Source organism: Devosia sp. Micro-HW1 (assembly GCF_056341075.1).
Genome location: NZ_CP094375.1, coordinates 2,841,392 through 2,864,981 on the forward strand (window position 1 = coordinate 2,841,392; position 23,590 = coordinate 2,864,981).

At 63.8% G+C, this 23,590-nt stretch carries 31 protein-coding genes; 13 read left to right on the forward strand and 18 right to left on the reverse strand.

Translation table 11 applies throughout. The features are described from left to right. The first annotated feature begins 649 nt into the window (after positions 1-649). Positions 650-1,195: an ATP-dependent Clp protease proteolytic subunit gene (locus MQW79_RS13640; protein WP_476585012.1), complete on the forward strand. Its 546-nt coding sequence runs from the start codon at positions 650-652 to the stop codon at positions 1,193-1,195. A gap of 75 nt (positions 1,196-1,270) precedes the next feature. On the opposite strand, the gene MQW79_RS13645 is transcribed toward MQW79_RS13640, so the two are convergent. Beyond that, complete coding sequence (locus MQW79_RS13645) at positions 1,271-1,585, reverse strand: hypothetical protein (RefSeq protein ID WP_476585013.1); 315 nt, start codon at positions 1,583-1,585, stop codon at positions 1,271-1,273. A 137-nt stretch (positions 1,586-1,722) separates the two neighbouring features. Then, positions 1,723-1,992, reverse strand: coding sequence for a hypothetical protein (locus MQW79_RS13650; protein WP_476585014.1), 270 nt, complete (start codon positions 1,990-1,992; stop codon positions 1,723-1,725). A 155-nt stretch (positions 1,993-2,147) separates the two neighbouring features. Between MQW79_RS13650 and MQW79_RS13655 the strand changes: the two genes are divergently transcribed. Next, the gene (locus MQW79_RS13655; protein WP_476585015.1) at positions 2,148-2,774 is read left to right on the forward strand and encodes a LolA family protein; all 627 of its coding nucleotides are present in this window, start codon (positions 2,148-2,150) and stop codon (positions 2,772-2,774) included. A gap of 50 nt (positions 2,775-2,824) precedes the next feature. Here MQW79_RS13655 and MQW79_RS13660 read toward each other — a convergent pair whose 3' ends face one another. Continuing rightward, positions 2,825-3,637: an undecaprenyl-diphosphate phosphatase gene (locus MQW79_RS13660; protein ID WP_476585016.1), complete on the reverse strand. Its 813-nt coding sequence runs from the start codon at positions 3,635-3,637 to the stop codon at positions 2,825-2,827. Positions 3,638-3,757: 120 nt separating this feature from the next. On the opposite strand from MQW79_RS13660, the gene MQW79_RS13665 reads away from it, so the two are divergent. The 4 genes from MQW79_RS13665 to MQW79_RS13680 are packed head-to-tail and all read left to right on the forward strand — an operon-like array spanning position 3,758 to position 7,100. Next, positions 3,758-4,438: a glutathione S-transferase family protein gene (locus MQW79_RS13665; protein ID WP_476585017.1), complete on the forward strand. Its 681-nt coding sequence runs from the start codon at positions 3,758-3,760 to the stop codon at positions 4,436-4,438. A 15-nt stretch (positions 4,439-4,453) separates the two neighbouring features. Further along, a complete protein-coding gene (queG, locus tag MQW79_RS13670; protein WP_476585018.1) occupies positions 4,454-5,581 on the forward strand; it encodes a tRNA epoxyqueuosine(34) reductase QueG in 1,128 nt (375 codons plus the stop codon). Further along, a complete protein-coding gene (locus MQW79_RS13675) occupies positions 5,581-6,450 on the forward strand; it encodes an SDR family oxidoreductase (protein ID WP_476588239.1) in 870 nt (289 codons plus the stop codon). Before queG ends, MQW79_RS13675 begins: the two co-directional genes overlap by 1 nt. Then, the gene (locus MQW79_RS13680; RefSeq protein ID WP_476585019.1) at positions 6,447-7,100 is read left to right on the forward strand and encodes a GNAT family N-acetyltransferase; all 654 of its coding nucleotides are present in this window, start codon (positions 6,447-6,449) and stop codon (positions 7,098-7,100) included. Before MQW79_RS13675 ends, MQW79_RS13680 begins: the two co-directional genes overlap by 4 nt. Positions 7,101-7,264: 164 nt before the next feature. Here MQW79_RS13680 and MQW79_RS13685 read toward each other — a convergent pair whose 3' ends face one another. Continuing rightward, the gene (locus MQW79_RS13685) at positions 7,265-8,026 is read right to left on the reverse strand and encodes an alpha/beta hydrolase (RefSeq protein ID WP_476585020.1); all 762 of its coding nucleotides are present in this window, start codon (positions 8,024-8,026) and stop codon (positions 7,265-7,267) included. A 156-nt stretch (positions 8,027-8,182) separates the two neighbouring features. Between MQW79_RS13685 and infC the strand changes: the two genes are divergently transcribed. Further along, positions 8,183-8,719, forward strand: coding sequence for a translation initiation factor IF-3 (infC, locus tag MQW79_RS13690; protein ID WP_476588240.1), 537 nt, complete (start codon positions 8,183-8,185; stop codon positions 8,717-8,719). A gap of 165 nt (positions 8,720-8,884) precedes the next feature. On the opposite strand, the gene MQW79_RS13695 is transcribed toward infC, so the two are convergent. Next, positions 8,885-9,463 carry a carboxymuconolactone decarboxylase family protein gene (locus tag MQW79_RS13695; protein WP_476585021.1) on the reverse strand — a complete coding sequence of 193 codons (579 nt, stop codon included), beginning with the start codon at positions 9,461-9,463 and terminating at the stop codon, positions 8,885-8,887. 130 nt (positions 9,464-9,593) lie between these two features. Here MQW79_RS13695 and MQW79_RS13700 point away from each other — a divergent pair, with 130 nt between their 5' ends. Next, a complete protein-coding gene (locus MQW79_RS13700) occupies positions 9,594-10,136 on the forward strand; it encodes a thermonuclease family protein (protein ID WP_476585022.1) in 543 nt (180 codons plus the stop codon). Positions 10,137-10,182: 46 nt separating this feature from the next. Here MQW79_RS13700 and MQW79_RS13705 read toward each other — a convergent pair whose 3' ends face one another. Continuing rightward, on the reverse strand, positions 10,183-10,983 hold the full coding sequence (locus MQW79_RS13705; protein WP_476585023.1) for an alpha/beta hydrolase: 801 nt from the start codon (positions 10,981-10,983) through the stop codon (positions 10,183-10,185). A gap of 115 nt (positions 10,984-11,098) precedes the next feature. On the opposite strand from MQW79_RS13705, the gene MQW79_RS13710 reads away from it, so the two are divergent. After that, positions 11,099-12,070 (forward strand): GlxA family transcriptional regulator, encoded by a 972-nt coding sequence (locus tag MQW79_RS13710; RefSeq protein ID WP_476585024.1) that lies wholly within the window; start codon positions 11,099-11,101, stop codon positions 12,068-12,070. 30 nt (positions 12,071-12,100) lie between these two features. On the opposite strand, the gene MQW79_RS13715 is transcribed toward MQW79_RS13710, so the two are convergent. The 5 genes from MQW79_RS13715 to MQW79_RS13735 all read right to left on the reverse strand — a co-directional run bounded on the left by MQW79_RS13715 (position 12,101) and on the right by MQW79_RS13735 (position 15,546). Then, positions 12,101-12,454, reverse strand: a complete 354-nt coding sequence (locus MQW79_RS13715; protein WP_476585025.1) for a hypothetical protein — start codon at positions 12,452-12,454, stop codon at positions 12,101-12,103. A 193-nt stretch (positions 12,455-12,647) separates the two neighbouring features. Next, entirely contained in the window at positions 12,648-13,541 is an 894-nt protein-coding gene (locus tag MQW79_RS13720) for a ribokinase (protein ID WP_476585026.1), read from the reverse strand. Beyond that, on the reverse strand, positions 13,538-14,092 hold the full coding sequence (locus tag MQW79_RS13725; protein ID WP_476585027.1) for a DUF1697 domain-containing protein: 555 nt from the start codon (positions 14,090-14,092) through the stop codon (positions 13,538-13,540). Before MQW79_RS13725 ends, MQW79_RS13720 begins: the two co-directional genes overlap by 4 nt. Then, complete coding sequence (locus MQW79_RS13730) at positions 14,089-14,685, reverse strand: YdeI/OmpD-associated family protein (protein ID WP_476585028.1); 597 nt, start codon at positions 14,683-14,685, stop codon at positions 14,089-14,091. Before MQW79_RS13730 ends, MQW79_RS13725 begins: the two co-directional genes overlap by 4 nt. A 3-nt stretch (positions 14,686-14,688) precedes the next feature. Continuing rightward, positions 14,689-15,546, reverse strand: a complete 858-nt coding sequence (locus tag MQW79_RS13735; RefSeq protein ID WP_476585029.1) for an arylamine N-acetyltransferase family protein — start codon at positions 15,544-15,546, stop codon at positions 14,689-14,691. Positions 15,547-15,646: 100 nt separating this feature from the next. Between MQW79_RS13735 and MQW79_RS13740 the strand changes: the two genes are divergently transcribed. Together MQW79_RS13740 and MQW79_RS13745 are read left to right on the forward strand one after the other, a co-directional pair. Continuing rightward, complete coding sequence (locus MQW79_RS13740; RefSeq protein WP_476585030.1) at positions 15,647-16,162, forward strand: hypothetical protein; 516 nt, start codon at positions 15,647-15,649, stop codon at positions 16,160-16,162. Positions 16,163-16,223: 61 nt separating this feature from the next. Further along, on the forward strand, positions 16,224-16,496 hold the full coding sequence (locus MQW79_RS13745; RefSeq protein ID WP_476585031.1) for a hypothetical protein: 273 nt from the start codon (positions 16,224-16,226) through the stop codon (positions 16,494-16,496). Positions 16,497-16,654: 158 nt separating this feature from the next. On the opposite strand, the gene irrA is transcribed toward MQW79_RS13745, so the two are convergent. Beyond that, entirely contained in the window at positions 16,655-17,101 is a 447-nt protein-coding gene (gene irrA / locus MQW79_RS13750) for an iron response transcriptional regulator IrrA (RefSeq protein ID WP_476585032.1), read from the reverse strand. Between the two features lie 171 nt (positions 17,102-17,272). Here irrA and fabA point away from each other — a divergent pair, with 171 nt between their 5' ends. Both fabA and fabB read left to right on the forward strand, forming a co-directional pair. Beyond that, complete coding sequence (gene fabA, locus MQW79_RS13755; RefSeq protein ID WP_476585033.1) at positions 17,273-17,803, forward strand: 3-hydroxyacyl-[acyl-carrier-protein] dehydratase FabA; 531 nt, start codon at positions 17,273-17,275, stop codon at positions 17,801-17,803. Positions 17,804-17,892: 89 nt separating this feature from the next. Beyond that, the gene (fabB, locus tag MQW79_RS13760) at positions 17,893-19,119 is read left to right on the forward strand and encodes a beta-ketoacyl-ACP synthase I (RefSeq protein WP_476585034.1); all 1,227 of its coding nucleotides are present in this window, start codon (positions 17,893-17,895) and stop codon (positions 19,117-19,119) included. Positions 19,120-19,207: 88 nt separating this feature from the next. On the opposite strand, the gene MQW79_RS13765 is transcribed toward fabB, so the two are convergent. The 6 genes from MQW79_RS13765 to ubiB form a co-directional block, all read right to left on the reverse strand. Then, positions 19,208-19,420: a hypothetical protein gene (locus MQW79_RS13765; RefSeq protein ID WP_476585035.1), complete on the reverse strand. Its 213-nt coding sequence runs from the start codon at positions 19,418-19,420 to the stop codon at positions 19,208-19,210. Positions 19,421-19,482: 62 nt separating this feature from the next. Continuing rightward, the gene (locus tag MQW79_RS13770) at positions 19,483-20,214 is read right to left on the reverse strand and encodes a HesA/MoeB/ThiF family protein (RefSeq protein ID WP_476585036.1); all 732 of its coding nucleotides are present in this window, start codon (positions 20,212-20,214) and stop codon (positions 19,483-19,485) included. After that, complete coding sequence (locus tag MQW79_RS13775) at positions 20,204-20,875, reverse strand: DUF2259 domain-containing protein (RefSeq protein WP_476585037.1); 672 nt, start codon at positions 20,873-20,875, stop codon at positions 20,204-20,206. Before MQW79_RS13775 ends, MQW79_RS13770 begins: the two co-directional genes overlap by 11 nt. A gap of 25 nt (positions 20,876-20,900) precedes the next feature. Then, positions 20,901-21,353: a dUTP diphosphatase gene (dut, locus tag MQW79_RS13780; RefSeq protein ID WP_476585038.1), complete on the reverse strand. Its 453-nt coding sequence runs from the start codon at positions 21,351-21,353 to the stop codon at positions 20,901-20,903. Continuing rightward, on the reverse strand, positions 21,350-21,949 hold the full coding sequence (locus tag MQW79_RS13785; protein ID WP_476585039.1) for a hypothetical protein: 600 nt from the start codon (positions 21,947-21,949) through the stop codon (positions 21,350-21,352). Before MQW79_RS13785 ends, dut begins: the two co-directional genes overlap by 4 nt. Positions 21,950-22,044: 95 nt before the next feature. After that, positions 22,045-23,589 (reverse strand): 2-polyprenylphenol 6-hydroxylase, encoded by a 1,545-nt coding sequence (gene ubiB, locus MQW79_RS13790; protein WP_476585040.1) that lies wholly within the window; start codon positions 23,587-23,589, stop codon positions 22,045-22,047. Position 23,590 lies beyond the last annotated feature (1 nt).

Below are 23,590 nucleotides of genomic sequence, written 5' to 3' on the forward strand. Positions count from 1 at the left end.
CCGCCGGTGCCATCCTGGTGCCGGCGGCGTTGCTTTTGTCCGGCATGCATCGGGCATGGGTACGCGCCGCCCGGCCCGGAGGCACCGCGGTTGCACAGGATGATGGAGCCCCGAGACGCCCTTCGTCCCTTGAGTGAATAAGTAATGAGACGCGGGGCGCCTCGGAGCATCGGGATTTCCGGCCGATGAGCCAAGCGAGCATAGCTCGCATTGGCCTTCTTCCTTCCAATCGCTCCACTGGAGCGATTGGCCCTTCGGGACAGGGCGAAGGGTTTCACTAGGGGAGGCATTGCTGCCCCGACCCATCCCCGGACCCGCACCCCGTAACGATTCAGGATGCCCCGACTGTCGCCGGACGGTTGATCGTTGCAACCCCATCTCCATCCGGCTGATGGGAGGATTATGGGGGAGATTTTGGGAGCGGGGATAAGTCTGGCGGAGTTCCTGACGTGGTGCCGTTCTCGGGCTTGACCCGAGGACCCCTCGCCACCGGCACATGGTCAGCTTGTGTGGCAACTGGCCCTCGGGGCAGGCCCTAGGGGAGATCGGTAATGGGGTATGTTTGGAGTGTCACAGGGTGTGTCACGCACCCTCACGTTGTCGCGCATCCATTTCGCGGGACGCTCGTTTGCTCCTGAGGGAGATACGCATGGCTGACAGCAAGATTGCCTATTTCGGATTTACCGGCCCGATTGAGCCCAATGGGGTCGGACGCCTGGCGGGGGCGCTGAACACGGCGGTCAATGGCGGGGTGGGCACCGTCCATCTCGCGTTCAGTTCGAACGGCGGCTATGTCGCGGATGGGGTCTATCTCTACAACCATATCCGCGCGCTGCCCCTCGAACTGGTTATCTACAATACTGGCTCGGTAGGATCGATTGCGGTCTCGGTGTTCCTGGCGGCGCAGCAGCGCTATTGTTCGACCCATGCGATGTTCATGATCCATCCCACCACGATGGGACAGTCCGATGGCCTGACGGCGCGGCGGCTGCAATCAACGCTGGATGCGGCACTGGCGGACGATGATCGTACGGACAACATCCTGCGTGAGCGGAGCCGGATTCCCGCCGATATTCTGCTGGCCCGCCGGCATAGTGAAATCTACATCCCGCCGGCCAGGGCCGTCGACTACGGGCTGGTTGACGCGGTCAGGGAATTTGCGCTGCCACAGGGGCAGCAGATCGTGCAGATCTAGGCGCATTGTCTGGGTTCCCCAATCGCCTGAGGCGGCATGCGGGCAATCCCGCTGCCGCCCAAGGCAAGGTGTCGATCAGCGATATTGATTGTCGTTGTTCTGGCTGGGGCGCTGGTCGTTCTGCTGGTTGTCGCTAAACTCATCGTCCTGCTGACCCTGGCGGAACTGCTCGCCCTGACGGTTCTGCTGGTCGGACTGTTGGCCGCCCATGCCGCCCTGACGATTCATGTCGTCGGACTTCTGGTCGTTCTGGCGGTTTTGCTGGCCGCCCTGCTGACCCTGCTGGTTCTGACCCGATTGCTCGCCGCCCTGGTTACCCTGGCGGTTGCGGTCAAACTGCTGGTCAGTCTTATTCTGGTCGAGGTCTCTCTGGTTGTCGCGGTCTTGCATGACGAAACTCCTCCTAGAGGGCCGGACCTTATTGTCCGGTCATGCTGGGCCAACGGTGTGCACCCGGCCCCGTTCCGCGAATGTGATCAGCGCCCGAAAACGTGAACATCCGTGGCGGGCGGCGCGGCACCCAGGCCTTACGGCTTGCACACCAGCGGACCCGACTCCACCCCGAACTGGCGCGGCCCGCTGGTTGGCTCGGCGTCTGCGGCCGGTGGCATATCGACGATCATGACCTCCACCCGGCAGTCGCCGCCTCTCACCTCGTAGAAGTCCTCGCCCTTCATGAGAATGGACTCAATCGGGCGGCTGATGCCGAATTCCTCGACCACATGAGCGATGATGGCGATGAGTTCATTTTGGCGCTGATAGTGTGGCGGCAAGGCGGCAAATGCCGGCAGTGACATCAGAGACAGACCCAAAATGACAAGTCCGCAGCGCATTGTCCAAAGGCCCCCGCCTACGGTAACGACTTCGCTAGCGACAATGGAACTTTCCCGCTGTTGCCGCAATTGCTGGCTAGGTTAGGTTGAAACAAAAGACCCGCGAGGAACTTGTACCGATGATTCGCCGCACCGCATTGTTGCTCGGACTTGCCGCCGCCCTTTCGCCCGCGCTGCCGGCGCTGGCGCAGAGCCGCGCCCTCACCCCCGAGGAGCAGCAGCTCATCAACGACATCAATGCGCACAATACGGCCATCCGCACCATGGTCGGGCGCTTCCTCCAGATTGACAGCGGTGGCGGACGGCAGGAGGGCACGTTCTTCCTCGAGCGTCCCAACAAGATTGCCTTCCGTTATGCGCCGCCCAGCCGCGAGGAAATCGTCTCGGTCGGGCGCGGCTTCTATGTCATCGATCGCCGCGAAGAGACCTATTACGCCTATCCGCAGGACTCGATCCCGCTCAGGCAGTTCCTGGGTGAACAGATCAATCTGCTCAATGCCAATGTGGTCGATATCACCACCACCGATGGCTATGTCAGCATCACTGTCGTCGACAATACCGTGGCCGGCACGGTTCAGGTGTCGATGATTTTCGACACCGAGACCAAGGACCTGTCGCAGTGGACGCTGGTCGAGCCCAATGGCTCGGAACTGACCATGTCGCTCTACGATGTGCAGAAGGACGTGGAAATCCCGGGCAATTTCTTTACCTTCCCCTCGACCTATCGGGGCAAGGACCCGGCCTGACAAGGGCCTGATTGGCAAGAAAAAGCCCCGGCATGCCGGGGCTTTTTTGTCTAGAAGCCGAATGCAAATATGGCGATCAGGCCCGCACCACCCACCAGGATGCGCCACCAGGCGAAAGGCGCAAAGCCATAGCGGGAGACGAAATCGAGCAGGTAACGCACCACCAGCGCGGCCACGACGAAGGCCGCGGCGAAGCCGATGGCGACATCCAGCGCAATGGACGCGTCGATCAGGTCGCGGCTCTTGTAGAGATCGTAGCCGAAGGCGCCCACCATGATCGGCAAGGCGATGAAGAAGGTGAACTCTGCGGCGGCCCGCTTAGAGGCGCCAAACAGCATGCCCCCGACCACGGTTGAGCCGGACCGTGACACGCCCGGGATCAGCGAGATCATCTGGAACAGGCCAATGATCAGCGCCAGGCTCCAGGGGAAATGGTAGATGTCGTCATATTGGGGCTTGAGCGGCAATCGGTCGACAATCAGCAGGATAATGCCGCCCACAAGCAGGCTGATGCAGATCAGCGTCGCTGACTCCCAGAGCGCGCCCTGGATGAATTCGCGCAGCAGCACGCCGGCAACCACCGCCGGCAGGCAGGCGAGAATGACCGAGAGCGCGAACTGCCAAGCATAGGCCTTGCCGGTGAAGGCGTCGCGGATCAGCATGCCGATCTTGGCAAAATAGACGGTGACGACGGCCAGGATGGCGCCGAGCTGGATGAGGACGATAAAGGTAGCGGGCTGTTCGAGTCCGAAGAAGTGGCCTGCCAGCAGCAGGTGCCCGGTGGAGCTGACCGGAAGGAATTCGGTAAGGCCTTCGAGAATTCCCAGGACCAGCGGCACAAAAAGACCTTGATCGGCGTTCATTTGATCCCCTAACTCGTTTTCATTGGGTCGCCCTTTGCCTGGCACTCTTAGCCGTGTTCGCCCAGAGCGCCAAGGCAGGTGCAGGCAAGGCAAATCCGCAACATTTCAGAGCGTCAGTTCATGCCCAGCCTCGTGCACCATCCCCTCGATCCAGCCTCGCGCCTCGTCCGGCTGATGTGCGCCGAATACGGGGTGCCGCTCGACCTTGAGGAGATCAAGCCCTGGCTGCGCGAGGAGGCATTTCTCGAGATCAATCCCGCCGCAACCCTGCCCATTCTCTTCACCGATACCGAGCAGGCCGTGGTGGGCATGCTGGCGACGGTCCATGCCGTGGAAGATCTCTACACACCCGATGCCGTGGGTGGGCTGATCCCGGCCGATCCGATGGCGCGGGCGGAGATGTGGCGCCTGGTGGAATGGGCCCTGGTCAAGCTCAATGACGAGGTGACCCGCTACCTGATCGAGGAAAAGATCGCCAAGCGTGACCAGCGCGGCGCTACGCCGGAACCCTCGGTGCTGCGCGCGGCCAAGGCCAATTTCGTCGAGCACCTGCTCTACTTCAATTACCTGCTGGCGAGCCGGAACTGGGTCGGTGGCGAGGAGATGAGCCTCGCTGATTTCGCCCTGGCCGCCCATGTCTCGACCCTCGACTATATGGGCGATATCGATTGGGCCAAGGTGCCCCTGGAAACCCGCGACTGGTATTCCCGCATCAAGTCCCGCCCCGCCTTCCGGACCCTCCTCAACGATCGCGTCACCGCCATGCCGCCCTCCAAGGGCTATGCGGACCTCGATTTTTAGGCCTATCTGCGGGCCATGGTCCACCATGACGCCGAAAAGCTTGTTGCCGAACTCAAGGCCCGCGCCCAAGCGCTGGGCTTTGACGCCTTTGGCATTACGCGCGCCGATGCGCGGCCGGACCTGCCGGAAAAGCTGGCCCATGCCCTGACCGAAGGCTGGCATGCCGACATGGAGTGGATGGCCGAGACCGAGGAACGGCGGGGCGATCCACAAAAGCTGTGGGACGGCGCGCGGTCGGTGATCCTGCTAGGGGTCAATTATGGACCTGCCACCGACCCGATGGCGCTGCTCGCGGAAAAAACCGTCGGCAATATCTCAGCCTATGCCCGCAATCGCGACTATCACGACATCATCAAGGGACGCCTCAAGGAGTTGGCCGGGCTGCTGGCCCGGCGCTCGGGCGCCGACGTAAAGGTGTTCGTCGATACCGCGCCGCTGATGGAAAAGCCGCTGGCCGAAGCGGCGGGCCTCGGCTGGCAGGGCAAGCATTCGGTGCTCGTCAGCCGCGATTTCGGCTCCTGGCTGTTTCTGGGCGCCATCCTGACATCGGCCGAACTGCCGGTGGACGAACCGCATGCGGAAAGCTGCGGGTCCTGCACGAAATGCCTTGATATCTGCCCCACCAATGCATTCCCTGCGCCGTTCCAGCTCGATGCCCGCAAGTGCCTGGCCTATTATTCCGTTGAACATAAAGGACAAATTCCGCGCGAATTCCGTCGGCCAATGGCCAACCGCATCTATGGCTGTGACGATTGTCTGGCAGTCTGTCCATGGAACAAGTTTGCCAATGTCAGCCGCGAGGCCAAGCTCCGAAGCCGCCCGGAACAGGAGCGGCCGGCCCTGGCGGACCTTGTGCAAATGGACGACGACAGCTTCCGAGCGCTCTTTGCCGGCTCGCCGGTCAAGCGCATCGGCGTCGCGCGCTTCCTGCGCAATGTCTTGATCGGCATTGGCAATTCCGGCGACCAGGACCTGGTGCCGTCCGTGCTCGAACGGCTCGATGATCCCGAGCCCGTGGTGCGCGGCGCCGCCATCTGGGCCCTGCGGCGGCTCGATCCTGACCGGGCCGAAGCCATGCGGCTGGACAGACTGGCGCGGGAAAGCGATAGCTCGGTGCGCGACGAATGGGTTGGGGCGGTATGATGCAGGCGTTCTTTTTCGGGCTGGGGTTTTCGTCACAGGCCAGCGCCAGGGCACTCCGGCAGCGCGATCCGTCGGTCCGGATCGGAGGCAGCGTCCGCAGCGTCGAGAAGGCCAATTTGTTGGCAGGCTGTTCACTCGAGACGCTGCTTTTCGATGGAAGTGCGAAATCGGATGCGGTGGCTGAGGCGCTCCGGACGACAACGCATGTCATCCAGTCCATTGCGCCCGATGAAAATGGCGATCCGGCGCTGCGCCATTTCCGCGATGTGCTGGCGACGGCGCCGCAGCTCGAATGGCTCTGCTACTATTCGACGGTCGGGGTCTATGGCGATTTCGGCGGCGACTGGATCGACGAAAGCGCGCCGCTGGTGCCGCGCAACATGCGCTCTGACCGGCGGGTGCTGGCCGAACAGGAATGGCGTGATTTTGCCGCCGCGCGCGGCCTGCCGCTGACGATCCTGCGGCTCGCCGGCATCTACGGGCCGGGTCGGTCGACCTTCGACAAGCTGCGCGAGGGCACGGCCAGGCGGGTGATCAAGCCGGGTCAGGTCTTCAACCGCATCCATGTCGAGGATATTGCACGGGTGACGGCGCTGGCGGCCGAAGCAAGGCTCGATGGCACCTTCAACCTGGCCGATGACGCGCCGGCCCCGCCCCAGGATGTCATCGAATATGCAGCACAGATGATCGGCCTGCCGGTGCCGGAGGACCTTCCCTATGAAACCGCCGAGATGACGCCGATGCAGCGCAGTTTCTATCGCGACAACAAGCGCGTCTCGAACCGGGCGATCAAGGCGGCGCTCGGCATCGAGCTGCTCTATCCCGACTACCGCGCCGGCCTTGCACAGATTCTCGAAAGCGAACGATGACTCCCCAGCCTGCCAAATTCACCCCGCAACCGGTCGTGCTGGAGGGCCGGTATGTGCGGCTCGAACCGCTGTCGGCAAAACACGCCGCCGATCTCTTTGCGGTGTCGGCCATGGCGGGCGGCGCCGAGCGCTATCGCTGGCTGTTCAGCACCGCGCCCGAGACGCTGGCCGAGATGGAGGCGCGTGCCGCGTCCAATGACTGGAGCAGCGACACCCGCTATGTGGCCATCATCGAGAGGGCCAGCGACCGCGCGCTGGGACAGCAGGGCTGGATGCGCATTCGCCCCGAGCATGGCTCGATCGAAATCGGCGGGGTCTATTGGGGCCTGCCCATGGCGCGCACGCGCATGGCGACCGAAGCGCTCTACCTCTTCGCCCGCCATGCCTTCGACGATCTGGGCTATCGGCGCTTCGAATGGAAATGCAATGACCGCAATGAGCCATCCAAGGCGGCGGCGACGCGCTTCGGCTTCCGCCACGAGGGCGTGTTCCGGCAGGACATGATCCTCAAGGGCGAAAGCCGCGACACCGCCTGGTTCTCGATGGTAGATGGCGAATGGCCAGCGTTGCGCGCCGAATATGAACGCTGGCTGGCACCGGACAATTTCGATGCCGAGGGCGCCCAGAAAACCCGCCTCGAGACGCGGTAAGCCTGTGTCACATTGGCGCTGCGGGTCCTGTTGCCGCTGCACCGCGGCGCTGACCCCCACCCTTGGTCCCTCCCCACAAGGGAGACGATGGACACTGGCGATTGAGGCTTGCGCTCCCCTCCCCTTGATGGGGAGGGAATGAGGGTTGGGTGAAGTATGGGAACTCACATCATCCCCAGCACCGCGTCCCGCAACCGCGCAAGATCCTCTTCTCGGCTCAACCTGTGGTCGCCGTCGGGGATCAGCGTATAGGTCACCGGATCGTGGAGGATATGGGTGAGCAGCTTCTGGGCGTGTTCGGGTTGCACGTCCGGGTCCTGGCCACCCTGGAGGATATGCACCGGGCAGCCGGTTTCGATGACCGAGCCGAAGAGCAGGTGATGTGCCCCGTCTTCGATGAGACGGCGCGTATAGCGGTAGAGCCCGTCACCATAGGCGCTTGCCCGCTCGTAATAGCCCTTGGTTTCGAGGTCGCGCTGCTGGTCGGGGGTCATGCGGGCAGCAATGCGGGTCGTCGCGTCGGTGGCCGGGGCAATAAGGACGAGTCCCCGAAGCGGACGGCCCCTGGCCAGTTGCCGCCGGGCCAGCAGGAGGGCCAGCCATCCGCCCATGGACGAACCGCAGACGATCTGCGCTCCATGAGTATGGGCAAAGACCGCCTCGGCCTCCTCGAGCCAGCGGCTGATCGTCCCGCTATCGAAATCACCGCCGGACAGCCCATGGCCGGAATAGTCGAAGCGGGTGACTTCAAGGCCCTTTTCGGCGCCCAGGGCATCGAGGCACAGGGCCTTGGCGCCGCTCATCACCGAGCGGAAGCCATTGAGCCAGAAGAGGCCCGGGGCATCGCCGGGACGCTGTTCCATGGCAATGGGTCGCGCGTCTTCGCCCTGGCCGACGGAGAGGAAGGAGGAGTGGATGGAACCCATGAGGCGAGCGAAGTCTTTCTAGGTGAGAGCAGGGGTGCGTAGCCCGGGCGCAACATGCCGAATTTCGGTGGTTCCGGCAGTTGACTTATTGAGCCGCTACCACGATTTTAGGGCCAAATTCACCCCCTGGCATCATCAGCACAAGGAAAGCTTGCCATTCGCCGTCCCATGAGACCCGTTGCGCCCCAGAAAGATGGGCCGCTTGCCAACGAGGATATCACCAGCCCCGACGTCCAGCTTATCGATGCCGAGGGTGAAAACCGCGGCATTGTTCGCACCCGCGATGCCCTGGCCGAAGCGCAGGAGCAGGGGCTCGACCTCGTCCTGATCGCTGCCAATTCGCAGCCGCCTGTCGCCAAGATGCTCGATCTGGGGCGCTACAAGTACGCCGCCCAGAAGAAGGCGGCCGAGACGCGCAAGAAGCAGAAGGTGATCGAGGTCAAGGAAGTCCAGATGCGTCCGAATATCGACACGCATGATTACGAGACCAAGATGAAGGCTGTGCAACGGTTCCTCGACGACGGTGACCGGGTCAAGGTGACCATGCGCTTCCGTGGCCGCGAAATGGCACACCAGGATCTGGGCATGCAGCTGCTGATCAAGGTCAAGGAACAGACCGAAGCCATCGCCAAGGTCGAAAGCCAGCCGCGCTCGGAAGGCCGGCAGATGGTCATGGTCCTGGCGCCCAAGTAATCGGGCCAGGCAAGAGCAATCGGGCTACAAGCCGGATTTCTGGAATTGAAGAAGCGGGTCGAAGGACCCGCTTTTTTGTTTTTGGTCGCGAACCTGGATCGCGCGCTCCTGGCCTTTTGCGCAGGCGACAAATTGCGCGGGATTGCAGAGGCCCGTACGCCAGGGTCAGCGGCTGCCAACGGCAAGGCTGTCGCGTATGGCTGGATCGGGGTCGAGGAAATCCGGCTCCGCCCTGGCGCCCACGGCGTCGAAATAGCGGCTGAGGAAATTGCGGAAAGAGGCCGCCAGGGCGATGTCGGCAATATTGAGATCGCTGAAGCCCACTTCGCGCAGTCGATCGATATGGCCCTGGTCGATGCGGGAGGCGTCGCGGGTGATCTGCTCGGCATAGGCCAGCATTTCAACCTGCTGCGCACTGAGTCCGGCCGCGCGATAGTCGCGCTGGACTGCCAGCGCCTGCTCGCGGCCGATCATGCCGGAGAGCGCCTTGAAATAGACATGCGAGCAATAGCTCGACGGGACATATTGGGCCGCGACGAAGGTGATGAGCCGGAAGTTGAGCAGTCCGAGGGAAAAATTGTCCCGCATCTGGTGGAGCAGGGATTCTACCGGCACCAGCATGTCGGGACGCGCCGACCAGCACTCGGTCGCCTCCATGACCCGGCCCATGGATGCAATCTCGGCTGCATAGATTTCGGCCGTCTGGCCCGTGGCCTGCGATGGTGAGACGGTCTTGATGTACATGGCTCTCCTCCCCGTGAGCGATGATCGCCATGAAACGCTCCTGCAACCACGGGAGCAAGAGGCTCTTTTACGCGCGTGCGATCTGCGCCACTCTGGTCCTCTGCTGCACGGGGCGGGACAGGGGGACGGCATGGGGCTATTGCGCATCCTGAGGGCACTGTTTTCGCCGCAATCCCGGTCGGCACCGCGACTGGCGTCGCCCCCGCCGTCGCCGCAACTGCCGCGAGAAATGCGGGTCGTGGTGACGCGGACGGTGCAGGCCAGTATCCCGCCCGTCGAAACCCTGCTCCGTGGCACCTGCTGGGTGATCGATGGCGACACCATTGTCATCGGCAAGACCCATATTCGCCTGGCCGGCATCGATGCGCCTGAACTCGATCACCCCTATGGGCAGCAGGCGAAATGGGCGCTGGTCAAGCTGTGCAAGGGGCAGGTGGTGACCGCGCAGATCAAGCCGGAACTGTCCTATGACCGGCTGGTGGCGCAGTGTTTCCTGCCCGATGGGCGTGATCTCGCTGCGGAAATGGTGCGCGCGGGCGTCGCGCTGGATTGGCCAAAATTTTCCGGCGGGCGCTATCGCCATCTCGAACTGCCCGAAGCCCGCAAGAAACTGTGGCGAGCGTCGCTGCGGCAGCGCGGCATGATGGGCGAGGTGGGGCGCATGCCGGAATAAAAAAAGCGGGCCATTGGCCCGCTTTGTGTTTCCTGAAGGTTGCGCCTCAGGCAACCAGCTTGAGATCCCCCCGGTCAGTGGCATGCTCGACCGCCCAGTTGAGGGCATAGTCGGCCACCTCTTCCCAGCCAGCGTCGCCCAGCGTCCAGTGCGAGCGGTCCTCATAGATCTTGAGCTCGGTCAGGGCCTTGGCCTTGGACTGCTTCTTGTAGATGGCGCGGGTCATCGACGCATCGGCGATGAGATCCTTGCCGCCACCGATCAGGAGGAGCGGGGCTCTGGTCTGGCCGGCAAAATCGATCTTGATCGGGTTGATAATGCCATCCCAGTAGACGAGGCCGGCCGTGGGGACGACATAGCGTTCATATTCGGCCTCGACCAGATCGGCGGGAATGGTCTGGGCGAAACGGGTGCGGAAGAACTTGAGCGACATATGCTTGATCTTGCCGCGGCTGAAGAGGTCACCAAGGACCGGCAGGGCCGAGACGATGGCATGGGGTCCAAGGGGCACGCCCGGTGTGGGGGCTGGATTGACGGCGACACCGGCAACGCCAAAGCCGCGTTCCAGCAGGTGCTGCACGAAGACGCCGCCGGCGGAGTGACCGATCAGGATCGGCTTTTCCGGCAGGGCCCGGATGATGTTTTCATAGTGGGCGATGATGTCCCGCTGGCCGCTCCTGGCGAGCTTGGGGTCCGGATTGGCGCGCAGCTCGGCGGGGCTGCGATTGTCGAACGGCCAGTCGGGCACGATGACAGTATAGCCCTTGGCCTCATAGCGGGCCTTGACGTGTTCAAAGGAAAGGCTGTTCAGCCAGGCGCCGTGCACGAGAACGATGGTCTTGGTCATTTCAGGTCTCCTATGTTGGGCAAACCCTTGTTTGCCTTGATGAGGAGAGCCTATGCTTGCCCAAGGCAGGCGACGATTGCTGCAAGTGACATTGTCAGGTCCGGAAGTGACAAAGATGACCCAGGTCTTCAGGTACACCGAAATTGGGCTAATGCTTTACCCCGGCTGCGCCATGGCCTCGGTGCATGGACTGACCGATGCTTTCGAGGTCGGCAACCAATACGCCGCCCAGCATGGCGGCCCGGTGCGCATCCGCACGAGCCACTGGCGGCTGGGCGAGACGGGCTTCGTGCGCGTCTTCGACAGCGCACCGGAGGCCGACGGGCAGCCGGACTATGTGGTCATACCCGGCCGGCTGGCCGATCCGCTGACAGAAGCAGAGGTCAGCGCCTTCGTGCCCTGGCTGCGCGAGCGGCACGAGCGGGGCGCGACCCTCGCCTCGATCTGCGGCGGCGCCTTCATGCTGGGGCATACGGGCCTGCTCGACGGGCGGCGGGCGACGACGCACTGGCTCTATGCCGAGACGTTCCAGGCGATGTTTCCGCACGTGGCCATGACGCCCAGCGACATCGTGGTGGAGGATGGCGACATCATCACCGCCGGGGGCATGCTGGCCTGGACCGATCTGGGGCTGCGGCTGATCCACCGCGTGCTGGGCCCCACGGTCATGGCCGATGCGGCAAAGTTCCTGCTGGTCGATCCCTCGGGGCGCGAGCAGCGCAATTACTCGACCTTCGCGCCGCGCCTCAACCATGGTGATACGGCCGTGCTCAAGGTCCAGCACTGGCTGCAGGCCCATTCGGGCGAGGAGATCAATGTCATCGCGCTGGCCGAACGGGCGGGGCTTGAACAGCGGACCTTCCTCAGGCGCTTCCAGAAGGCGACCGGCATGAAACCCACCGAATATTTGCAGGCCTTGCGCATCGGCCAGGCGCGCGAAAAGCTCGAATTCAGCCGGGATAGCGTCGAGCGCATCGCCTGGAATGTCGGCTACAAGGATGCTTCGGCCTTCCGCCGGGTGTTCCAGAAGGTGACGGGCCTGTCGGCCAGCGCCTATCGGGAGCGTTTTGCGGCCGTGGGCGCGTGAAATGGCCACACAGACAGTGACAGCCGTGTCCTAGAGGTCCGGACCGGCGACGAAGGGCATGACTTCCACGGCGTCGCCCGGAAAGGTGACGATATGGGGGTGGTCGGCGAACAGCGCCGCGGCGGCCTCGGCGGTTTCGGCCTCGACGATGACATAGCCGCAAAAGTCGTTGACGGCGGGGGCAATGGTGCCATCGCGGGAGATGCGGGTGGTCTTGCCCACCATGCCGCCCTTGTTGACGATGGCGGCGGCATGGCGCGTTTCCCATGCCGCCCATTCCGGCAGCCCCTTGTTGTCGACCGCATCCTGCTCCTCCTTGGGCAGGGCGCGGAAGCGGGCGACATTTTCGCCCTTCATCAACAGGGTGGCGAGAAACAGCGGCATGACGGCTTCCTCCCAAGCTGGCAGCGCCGTCAGCTTACAGCATGCGACGCGCCATTTGAATGTCGCCGTCTCTCCATCGTCACCGCCGGGCTGGTCCCGGTGGTCCATGCCTGAGGGGAGATGGATTGCCGGGACAAGCCCGGCAATGACGAAAGGGGCGAGAGGCAGTGATCAGTCCCTCGTCCCACCTTTGTCACCCAATGATGGCGTCGACCTCGCCCTTCATCGGAATAGCCGGCTGGGCGCCGGGTTTGAGGCAGGCAAGACTGCCGGCCACGGCAGCGCGGCGCAAGGCGGTTTCGAGGCTGTAGCCGGCATCGAGCCCGGCCGCGAGATAGCCGCAGAAAGTGTCGCCGGCGCCGACCGTGTCGACCGGCTTCACCTTGTGGGCTGGCACGGCGATGGGGCCATCGGGCGTCCGGGCGCGGGCGCCATCGGGCCCCAGGGTGACCACTATGGTGCGGCCGGTCTGGTTGACCCAGTCCTGCATGGCCATGTCGAGCTGGTCGATGGGGCGGCCGGTCAGCAGCGAGAATTCGGTTTCATTGGCGACGACGATGTCGGCCAGCGGCGCCAGCTTTGCCGTGTCGGGGAGGAAGGGCGCGGTATTGAGAATGGAGCGGGCGCCCTTTTCGCGGGCGATCTCCAGTGCCTTGCGGGTGGCGTCCTGCGGCACTTCCTGCTGCACCAGTACCGTATCGCGGGGTGTCAGGGAGGCAAGGCCGCGCTCGGCGTCATCGGCGCTGACCGTGCCATTGGCGCCGGGCAGGATGGCGATGACATTCTCGCCCGCGGCATCGACGAAGATCATGGCAATGCCGGTCGCCGCCTCGGCCTTGCGCATATGCGAAAGATCGACTCCACCCTCCTTGAGCAGGTCCAGCGCCAGATTGGCAAAGGCATCGTCGCCCGCCGCCGAAACATGGCGCACCGCGGCGCCGGCCCGGCGCGCCGCCAAAGCCTGATTGGCGCCCTTGCCGCCGGGTGCCATGGAAAAGGTGCCGCCGGCCACGGTTTCGCCCGGCTTGGGCAGGCGGGAGACGGTGCCGATCTGGTCAAGATTGGTGGAGCCGAAGACGGTGATCATTTCAGAATCTTCTCGATCGTGTTCCAGTTGCGCATGGTGTCGAGGCTACCTTTGCCAAGCTTTTGGTAAAGCGGCTTGAGCACCTCTTCCACATGCTCGGTGTAGCGCCCATTGGGTTGCTTATAGGCGGCAATATAGATGTCGCGTGCGTCGATCCGCAGGATTTCGGTATCGCCCGGCCGGCTTTCGATGGCGATACCCTCGGGCAGGTCAGAATCGAACATCAGGATATGGCGGGTAAGATCGGCCTCGGGGTCGAGGGCGCCGAAGGGATTGTTCCTGAGCATGGCATCGAGCTCGTCGCCCGAGCGCAGGACCACAAGAACCCTGTAGTCGAAGGCATCGGAAATGGCCTTTTCGAGCTTCGCCTTGACCTCGGCTTCCGTCCCGGCGCCGGAGAGGCGCACATTGCCGCTGGCCAGAACGGTTTTCACCTCGGCAAAGCCGGCAGCCTCAAGACAGGCCTTGAGCTCCGCCATCTTCATCTGCCGCTTGCCCAGATTGATGCCGCGCAGAAAAACGCCCCAGAGGGTCGCCCTGTCCTCGCTCATGGCTTGGCCTTTTGCGGGTAAATGGTCTCGCCGCGTTCGAGCATGGCGACAAAGGTCTCGATCTTCCTTTTGCGGGCCGCCTCTGTCTTGAGTGAAATGGTGCGGAAGGTCAGGGCAAATCGGTTCTGCGAGGAGAGCCTGTCATAGGCCTGCTGTGCCGCCGGACTGGCGGCAATGGCGGAAAGCAGGTCGGGCGGTGCCTCCTGCGTGGTCTTGTAGGCGGCGTCCCAGCGCCCGTCCTTTTTGGCGGTCTCGACATGGACGAGACCATGTTCGGTCATCAGGCCCTGTTCCGAAAGGCGGGCGACATTGTCGCGATTGATCTGGCTCCACACCGATTTGGCGCGGCGCGGGCAATAGCGCTGGACAAAACTTTCCTCGTCCCAGCTCTTCTTGATCGCGTCGATCCAGCCCCAGCAGAGCACCGCGTCAATGGCTTCGACGGGTGTGATCGTGGGCCTGCCGCTACTCTTCTTGAAGATGCGGATCCAGGCCTCGTCGGCGGTGTCGTGATTGGCTTTGAGCCAGTCGTAAAAGGCCTCGAACGTGGCAAACTCGAAGAGCTTGTCCGGGGGAACGGTTACGGGGGCCATGGCCTACTCGGTCGGCGGTTCAGGCGGGGGTGGCTGGAGCGGTGCCGGGGGCAGGAGCTTTGCCAGCGCCGGCTCCAGCCGTTCGTCATTGGGCAGGATCAGCCCGAATTCGCCGGTCAGCACGGCGCGCATGTCTTCGATCGAGGTGATCTGGCGCTGGCTCTTCTCGCCATCGGCGGGCTGGATGGAAAAGGTGGTATTGTGAAGCTTGAGGCGCCGGCCGCTGGGCGCCAGGGCAACGCGCAGCTCCGAAGTGAAGGGGGATGCCGGGTCCGTGGCGATCTTCAGATTGATCGGGGCGATGTCAGCATCGCTGACGGCATCGAGCGTGAAGACATAGACCGGCTTCCACTCCTCGCCGATCTGCACTTCGAGCACCCAGTCCGGATCGCCGCCCATGAGGCGGAAGGTTTCGTGCGGTGTCGCCTGATCCACATCGGCGCGCAGACGCAATGGCGTGGTGAGGGTCAGCCCCCCAAAACCCACATCGGCAATGTAATTCTGGCCGTTGATCTCGACCAGCAGCAGCAGGTGGGACGGCGGTTGTGACGCGCCATCGGGGTTGGTCCAGACCACGCGGGCGAGCAACGGCCGCACCACGAAGTCGAGATCGGCGAGCACGCGCATGAACAGCAGGTTGTGCTCAAAGCAATAGCCGCCGCGCCGCTCCAGCAGCAGCTTCTTTTCAAGGCTGGGCTGGTCGAGGGCGACCGGATCGCCCATCAGGGGCGTGAGATTTTCAAAGGGAATGACGGCGGGATGCAGTGCGTGGAGCAGGTCCAGCGTCACTGCAGTCGGGGCAATGGAACCGGCAAAGCCGATTCGCTCGAAATAGGCTTTGAGATTGACCTTTTCGGGCATCAGCCACCCTTGCAGCAGGTTTCACAGGACGTGCAATATGGTCGATGACGCCGCCGCTGTCACCGGCAGCACGCGAAATTGCCCTGGGGAGGGATGGGAGATGGGACTGTTCGACTGGTTGACTGGCACCAAGGCGGCGCCCGACCGAGTGGCGCGGCAACCGACACAGGCGCTACGGCAGGCCATGCTGGACGCCAACCGCGAGACCGCGCCCTACCGCATTCGCGATGGCGCGCCCGAAGGCGTCGACCTGGTCGCAGAATGGAAGATCGTCGATGCGCGCTGGTACGAGATCTTTGCCAAGGCCAGCCTCACCAAGGTCTTCAAGGTGCTGATGAAGTTCGACGCCGAAAAGGGCGAGGTCCGTGCCCTCGACCAGGAATGGTCGGTGGAGTGGCGCGCCGGCGTGCCGAGCCTCTCGCTCAGTGCCGAGGCTTTCCGCGGCCAGAAGATGGAAGTGAGCTTCGGCACCGCCTATGCCTTCAAGGAAGACCTGTCAGGCTGGGGCAAGGTCTATGAATACCGCTTCAAGACTGCTGAAATCAAAGACCCGTTGATCGCACTGGCCCATGAAAACGGCTGGGGCTGGCGCGGCGTGGCTTTCGGCAAGCTCTGAGGGGGCGCGCCCGACCTGATTTTCAGCTATACTGCGGCAACGATATGTTGCGAGGTTTGCGATGGAACAGTCACAGAAATGGCGGATCGGCTACTGGAGCCTGGCCGGACTTGCTCTGTTGCTGCCGCTCCTGGCGATGCAGCTGACTGCTGAGGTCAATTGGGGCCCGGGCGACTTCCTCGCGGCGGTAGTGCTCCTGGCGACCGTCGGCCTCGGCTTTGAACTGGTGACGCGCCTGCTGCGCAGGCCGCTGCAGCGCTGGCTGGCTATGGGCGGCGTGGCGCTTGTTGCCGCCCTTGTCTGGGCCGAACTGGCTGTCGGGATTTTTCACTGAGCATGGGTGAACATCGCCCACGGCACCGTCCTCGGGCTTGACCCAAGGACTATTCTCGAGTGCACCACACTGGCGACGTGCGCGCGGATGCTGGCCCTCGGGTGAAGCCCGAGGGCGGCGCGGTGATGGGGATGACGAGGTGCCTCAAGGGCAAAGAGTCAGACCGGCGTCTTGCGGACGCGGATGACCACGTCGACATGGGCCACTTCCATGCCCTCGGGCGGCTTGGGCAGGGCCTTGAACTCCACGGAGTCGGCCGGAATGTCGATCATGCGCTGCTCGTCTTCGACGTAGAAGTGATGATGGTCGGACGTGTCGGTGTCGAAATAGGAGCGCGAGGCATCGATGGCAACTTCGCGCAAGAGGCCCGCTTCGTGGAACTGATGCAGCGTATTGTAGATTGTAGCGAGCGAGACATTCACATTGGCCGTGCCGGCCTCGCCATGCAGCTGCTCGGCGCTGACATGCCGGTGCGGACCGCCAAACAGCAATTCGGCCAGCGCCACGCGTTGCCGTGTCGGGCGCAATCCGGCCATCCGCAGGACAGCGGTGAGGCAGGGCTTGCGGGACGGCAGTGGCCGGGCGGCAATGTCGCGATCAGGCATAGGGCCAGTAGGTCTCGTCGTCAGGGTCCAGATGTGAGATTTCTTATACTGGCGAGTGCGCTGCGAGACAAGCGCACGGCGCGACCAGGCCGGGCTTAACCCTAAGGTTGGCTTGACCCTATCCCGCCTCCTCTATACGAGACGGGGCTTGAGCGAGAGCGGGGACCGTCCATGGCCGATCGGCAACACGCATTTAATCTTGAGGAACTGCTGGCTCATGGCCGCGGTGAGCTTCCGGGCCAGGGCGATGCGCGCCTGCCGGCACCGCCCATGCTGATGTTCGATCGCATCACCGATATTCAGGAAACCGGCGGCGCCCATGGCAAGGGTCTGGTGCGCGCTGAACTCGATGTGAATCCGGACCTGTGGTTCTTCAAGTGCCACTTCATCGGCGATCCGGTCATGCCCGGATGCCTCGGGCTCGACGCCATCTGGCAGATGACCGGCTTTTTCCTGTCCTGGATCGGCCAGCCTGGCCGCGGCCGCGCGCTCGGTGGCGAGATCAAGTTCACCGGCCAGGTGACCGATGACGTCAAGCTCGTCGAATACGGCATTGATCTCAAGCGCGTCATGAAGGGCCGCCTGACCCTCGGCATCGCCGATGGCTGGGTCAAGGCTGACGGAAAGGTGATCTATGAAGCGGACAACCTGCGCGTTGGTCTGTTCACCGATGCCCAGATGAAGGCTGAGCAGGGCGCCTGACCGGCCTTAATACCGGCCCGAACGACACTATATAAGATCGGCGCCTGCCCCCAGGGCGACCGGACCACTAGACCAAATGCGAGGATGAAATGAGACGAGTTGTCGTGACCGGCATGGGTATCATTTCCCCCATCGGCAACACCCTCGATGAGGTGACCGCGAGCCTGCGCACGGCCACGCCGGGCATTGTCTTTGCCGAGGATTATGCCGAGCTGGGCTTCCGCAGCCAGGTCAAGGGCGACCCGCGCCTCGATCCCTTTGAAGTGCTCGACCGTCGCGTGACCCGCTTCATGGGCAAGGGCGCCGCCTGGAACTATCTCGCCATGCAGCAGGCCATTGCCGATGCGGGGCTTGAGGAGAGCGACATTTCCAACCCCATGACCGGCATTGTGATGGGTTCGGGCGGCGCTTCGACCCGCACCATCGTCGAGGCAGCTGATATCACCCGCAAGAACACCTCGCCCAAGCGCATCGGGCCGCTGGCCGTGCCCAAGGCCATGGGGTCGACCGCCTCGGCGACGCTGGCCACGTCCTTTGCCATCAAGGGCATCAACTATACGATCACGGCCGCCTGCGCGACCTCCAAGCATTGCATCGGCAATGCCATGGAGCAGATCATGCTGGGCAAGCAGGACATCGTCTTTGCCGGCGGCCACGAGGATCTCGACTGGACCCTGTCCAACCTCTTCGACGCCATGGGCGCGATGAGTTCGGATTTTAACGCCACGCCCGAAAAGGCGAGCCGCGCCTATGACGCCAATCGCGATGGCTTCGTCATTGCCGGCGGCGCTGGGGTGCTGGTGCTGGAGGAACTGGAGCACGCCAAGGCGCGCGGCGCAAAAATCTGGGCGGAGCTGGTGGGCTATGGCGCGTCTTCTGACGGCCTCGACATGGTCGCCCCCTCGGGCGAAGGCGCCGAGCGCTGCATGCGCATGGCGCTGAAAAACATCAAGGCGCCGATCGACTATATCAACCCGCACGCCACCTCGACCCCAGTGGGCGACCTCAAGGAAATCGAGGCCCTTCGCGCCGTCTTCGGCAACGAAGACAAGTGTCCGCCGATCTCGGCCACCAAGTCGCTGACCGGCCACAGCCAGGGTGCCACGGGCGTGCATGAGGCGATCTATTCGATCCTGATGATGAAGCACCGCTTCATCGCCGAAAGCGCCAATATCGAGACACTCGACCCGGCCTTTGCCGACATGCCCATCCTGCGCCAGCGTCGCGATGACGTGGACCTGGGCTATGTGCTCTCCAACTCCTTCGGCTTCGGCGGGACCAATGCGGCCCTGGTGTTCAAGCACCCGGACGCCTAGTTCGGCTCATTTACCCTGAGCCTCAGTTCATTGTCATGAGCCGGCTCGTCGGGGTGATGACGAAAGAGCAGGCGGCTCGGTGCGTGAATTAGAAAGCCGGCGCCGGCCCCGGATCCTTGCCGTTGCAGGTAAGGCAATCACGGCCGGACTCGGTCAGGACTGGTCCGCCCTCCTTCTGCTCCAGCAGCGCCATCGACAGCAGTTTGGCGAAATGTTGCGGATCGACGTCCTCGGGCTGGCCGGGTTCGGTGAAGAGCGCCAGCGTTTCGAGCTCGTCCATGGTCACGTCATAGTCGGTCATCGGGAACTCCTCGGTCTGGTTTGTCCCGCAACCGTGGAGGCAGGCGGAAGGTTGCGCGGTGGCTAGTAGGCCAGTTCCGAAAACCGCGCGTCGCGCGCGTCGTAGACCAGCAGCCGGCCGATCAGCGGTTCACCGATGCCGGTGATCAGCTTGATGGCCTCCATGGCCATCAGCGTGCCGACGACGCCGGTGACGGGGCCGATAATGCCATTGGCCTCGCAGGAGGGCAGGGCGTCGTCGCTGGCTTGATCGGGGTAGAGCGCGGCGTGCCTCGGCCCGCCCAGATGCGGCGCGAAGACGGTCACCTGGCCCGAAAACATCGACACCGCCCCCGAGACCAGCGGTTTTCCGAGGCGCTCGGCCGTGGCGGCGACGAGGCGGCGCGTGGCGAGATTGTCGGTGCCGTCGAGGATGACATCGGCATCGTGGATCAGCCGTTCCGCATTGGCATCCAAGAGCGCCTCGGCATGGAGGTCCAGTGCGACATGCGGATTGAGCGCCCCGGCAAAACTGCCCGCGCTCGCCGCCTTGCTCTCGCCCACTCCGGCGGTGCTGTGGATGACCTGCCTTTGCAGGTTGGAAAGCGATACCGTGTCGGCATCGACAATGCCGAGCCGACCTATTCCGGCGGCCGCCAGATAGGCGATGGCCGGACTGCCGAGGCCGCCCGCGCCGACGACGAGGATGCGTGCCGCCTTGAGCTTCTGCTGGGCTGCCCCGCCAAAACCCTTGAGCACGAGATGGCGCGCATAGCGCCTCGTCTCGTCCGGCCCGAGCGTGACGTCAGAGGCCAAGGGGAACCGCCAGGAATCGCCGGTCGGGGCCTTCGAAGCCCCCGGGATAGACCGAGATGATGGCTACCGCATTGGTCAGCGTCGTACCGCCAAAGGGCATGACCACCGAGTGGATCCGGTAGTCGGTCGGGCAGCCGCGCGAACGTGGCAGGTTCTGATCGCGATGCACGAGGCGCGTGCTGCCGCTGTCGGAAATGCTGAGCTCATAGCCCTGCGGCGCGATTCCGAACCAGTCGGCACAGGGGCTGGTCGCCGTCGTGTCGAAGGTCGAGAGGGTGATGGTGTAGTCGCCCGAAACCGAACCCGGCGCATAGGCCGGGGCGCCGAAATTGAGGGCCCTGGCATCGGTATCGGGGACGCCATCGCCGATCATGGCGACGAATTCGACCGGGACATGAATGCCGAACTCGGCGAAATGCCCTTCGGCCCCCTCGGCCACGGTGTCTCGCACCGACTGGAGCGTGGTGTCCTCGCTCTCGGCCTGAAAGCGGATGGGCGTGCCCACGACCCAGCTGTCGCTGGCGAGATCCACGACATAGAGGTTGGAATAGGCAAAGCCTGACCCATCCTGGATGCCGAATTCCTCGAAGGCGAAATAGCGAAAGTCCTCGGAAAAGCCGACATAGTCGATGAGCGCCCGGTCCCCGGCGAGGACTGGCATCGCCATCGCCATGAAGGCCAGACTGCTAGCGGCCAGTCGACCCGTGACCGCCAGTCCCACGCTCGGTCGCATCGAGTTCCTCCACTTCCACCAGTTCAACAGCGTCGACACGCGCCACCACCATCTGCGCAATCCGCTCGCCACGGCGGATTTCGAAATCCATCTTGCCGTGATTGATCAGCATGACCTTGACCTCGCCGCGATAGTCCGCGTCCACCGTGCCGGGGGAATTGAGGACCGTCACGCCATGCTTGGCCGCAAGGCCCGAGCGCGGCCGGATCTGCGCTTCATAGCCTTCCGGCAGGGCAATGCTGAGCCCGGTCGGGACCATGGCATAGTCGCCCGGGGCAATGGCCAGCACGTCACCGTCGGCGATGGCCGCTGCCAGGTCGAGACCCGCCGCACCGGCAGTCTGCTGGCGCGGCAGGGGCAGGCCCGCCCCATGGGCGAGCCATTTGAGTTCAATGCGGATGGTCACGGTGCGCGGACCACCGCGTAGATTTCTTCGGGCAGGTCGGCAGCGCCATTGATCAGGTCGAGCAGCGGAATGACCTGCTCGGCCGCGGTCTTGTCGGCCGAAACGGTCATGTTGCTCTCGATGATTTCGGCGCCTGAAATGACGATGGTCATGGTGCGGCCCTCGAAGAAGGCCTCGACCATCTGGCGGGTTTCCTCGTCCATATCGTCTTCTGCGCCCAGCTCGGCCTGCATGTCCGCGGTCGGCAGGGCGACGCGGATGATGCCCGGGCTCACTTCGGTAAAGGTCATGCCGCCCTCGTCCTGGCCCAGATCGAGATCGGCAAAGGCGCCTTCCTCGACAATGGTGCAGGTGGCGCTGCCATCGGCATTTTCTGTCAGTTCGCCCTCGGCGCAGAAACTGTCTTCGGAGGCGGCCTCGCCTTCGGCGCTCATCTTGACCATGGCATAGACATCGGCGCCCATGACCTGGGTCATGGTTGCCTTGGCCGTGGTGGGGCTGGTTATGGCCACCTCGATATTGACGTCGATACAGCCGGCCAGGCCGGCGGCCAGCAGCGCAGTCGCTGCGAACTTGCCCAGAAGTTTGACGCTCATTCCGCTTCTCCCTTGGTGGGCGGCGCAGGGACCACCCGATGGCGCACAATATGGTCGCCAGGCGCTGCCCGGCAAGCACCAGGCTCTGCCCAATTTCAGCTGCCCGACAGCAGCCGCACGATCAGCACGACCACGAGAACGAAGGAGGCTCCGAGCAAAGCCAGCGCGGCGCCGCGCATCAGCCCGTCCCGGGGCCGGGCCATCATGGCGCGATGCTCGGCCATGGTGAGTTCCGCCTGGGCCAGCAGGGTCGGCACACGGCCCAGGGCCTCGCTCATGCGCGAGACATGGCCAACCAGGTCCTCGATGCGGCCCACCGGCCCCTCTTCGCGCCGGATCCACTCGCCCACCACAGGCTCGGCCACCGTCCAGATATCGAGATCGGGATCGAGATTGCGTGCCACGCCTTCGACCAGCACCATGCTCTTCTGCAGCAGCACCAGTTCGGGCCGCGTCTGCATGTCGAAGAGATCGGTAATGGTGAAGAGCTGGCCCAGAACCTTGGCCATGGATATGTCGGCCGCGGTGCGGCCATGCAGCGGCTCGCCGATCGAGCGGATGGCCAGGGTAAAGTCGTCGACCGACTGATGCGCCGGCACATAGCCGATGTCGAAATGGCGCTGCGCCACGAGGCGATAATTGCGGGTGATGAAGCCGTAGAGAATGTCGGCCAGGAACCGGCGTTCGAACTTGCCGATGCGGCCCATAATGCCGAAATCGACGGCGATGACGTCGCCGGTTCGCGGATCGGCGAAGAGATTGCCCGGATGCATGTCGGCATGGAAATAGCCGTCGCGGATGGCATGGCGCAGGAAACTCTGGAGCAGTTTTGCGGCCAGCGCCTTGCGGTCGACCCCGGCCGCATCGATGGCGGCATGGTCGCGGATCGGAATGCCGTTCATCCAGGTCGTGGTCAGTACATTCTGCGCCACCTGGTCCCAATGGACATCGGGAATGACGAAGCCCTCGTCCTGTCTGATGTTCTCGGCCATTTCCGAAATGGCGGCAGCCTCGAGCCGCAGGTCCAGTTCGAGCCGCATGGAATGGTCGAGCGTGCGCACCACCTCGGTTGGCCTGAGGCGCCGACTGGAGGGCGAAAGGGCTTCGGCGAGACGCGCGCCGGCATAGAGGCTGTCGGTATCGGCGTGGAAGCGCTCGGCAACGCCGGGGCGCAGCACCTTGACCGCGACATTCCGGGGCAACTCGCCCGGCACGCGCAGCTTTGCCTTGTGCACCTGGGCGATGGAGGCGGCGGCAACCGGCTCGCTGATTTCGGTGAGCTGGGCGGCCTTGGGGCCCAGAGCCGCATCGAGAATGCCAGGCACCAGTTTCGGATCGAACGGGGGCATCCGGTCCTGCAGGCCCGAGAGGTCGGCGGCGGCCTGCACGCCGACAATGTCGGGGCGGGTGGCCAGGGTCTGGCCGAACTTCACATAGCTGGGCCCCAGCTTGTGGAGCGCCGCATTGAGCCGCTCGATGCTGCCGGTCTTGCGCACGTCGCGGCGCTCGACCAGCCGCGCCATGGAGACGCCGAACTTCATCATCGGCGGCAGCGATTCTGCCGGAAGGACCGAAAAGGCGCCTTCGCGCGCCAGCACCCAGCCGGCATGGAAGAGGCGGAATGTAGAGCCAAGCGCCATG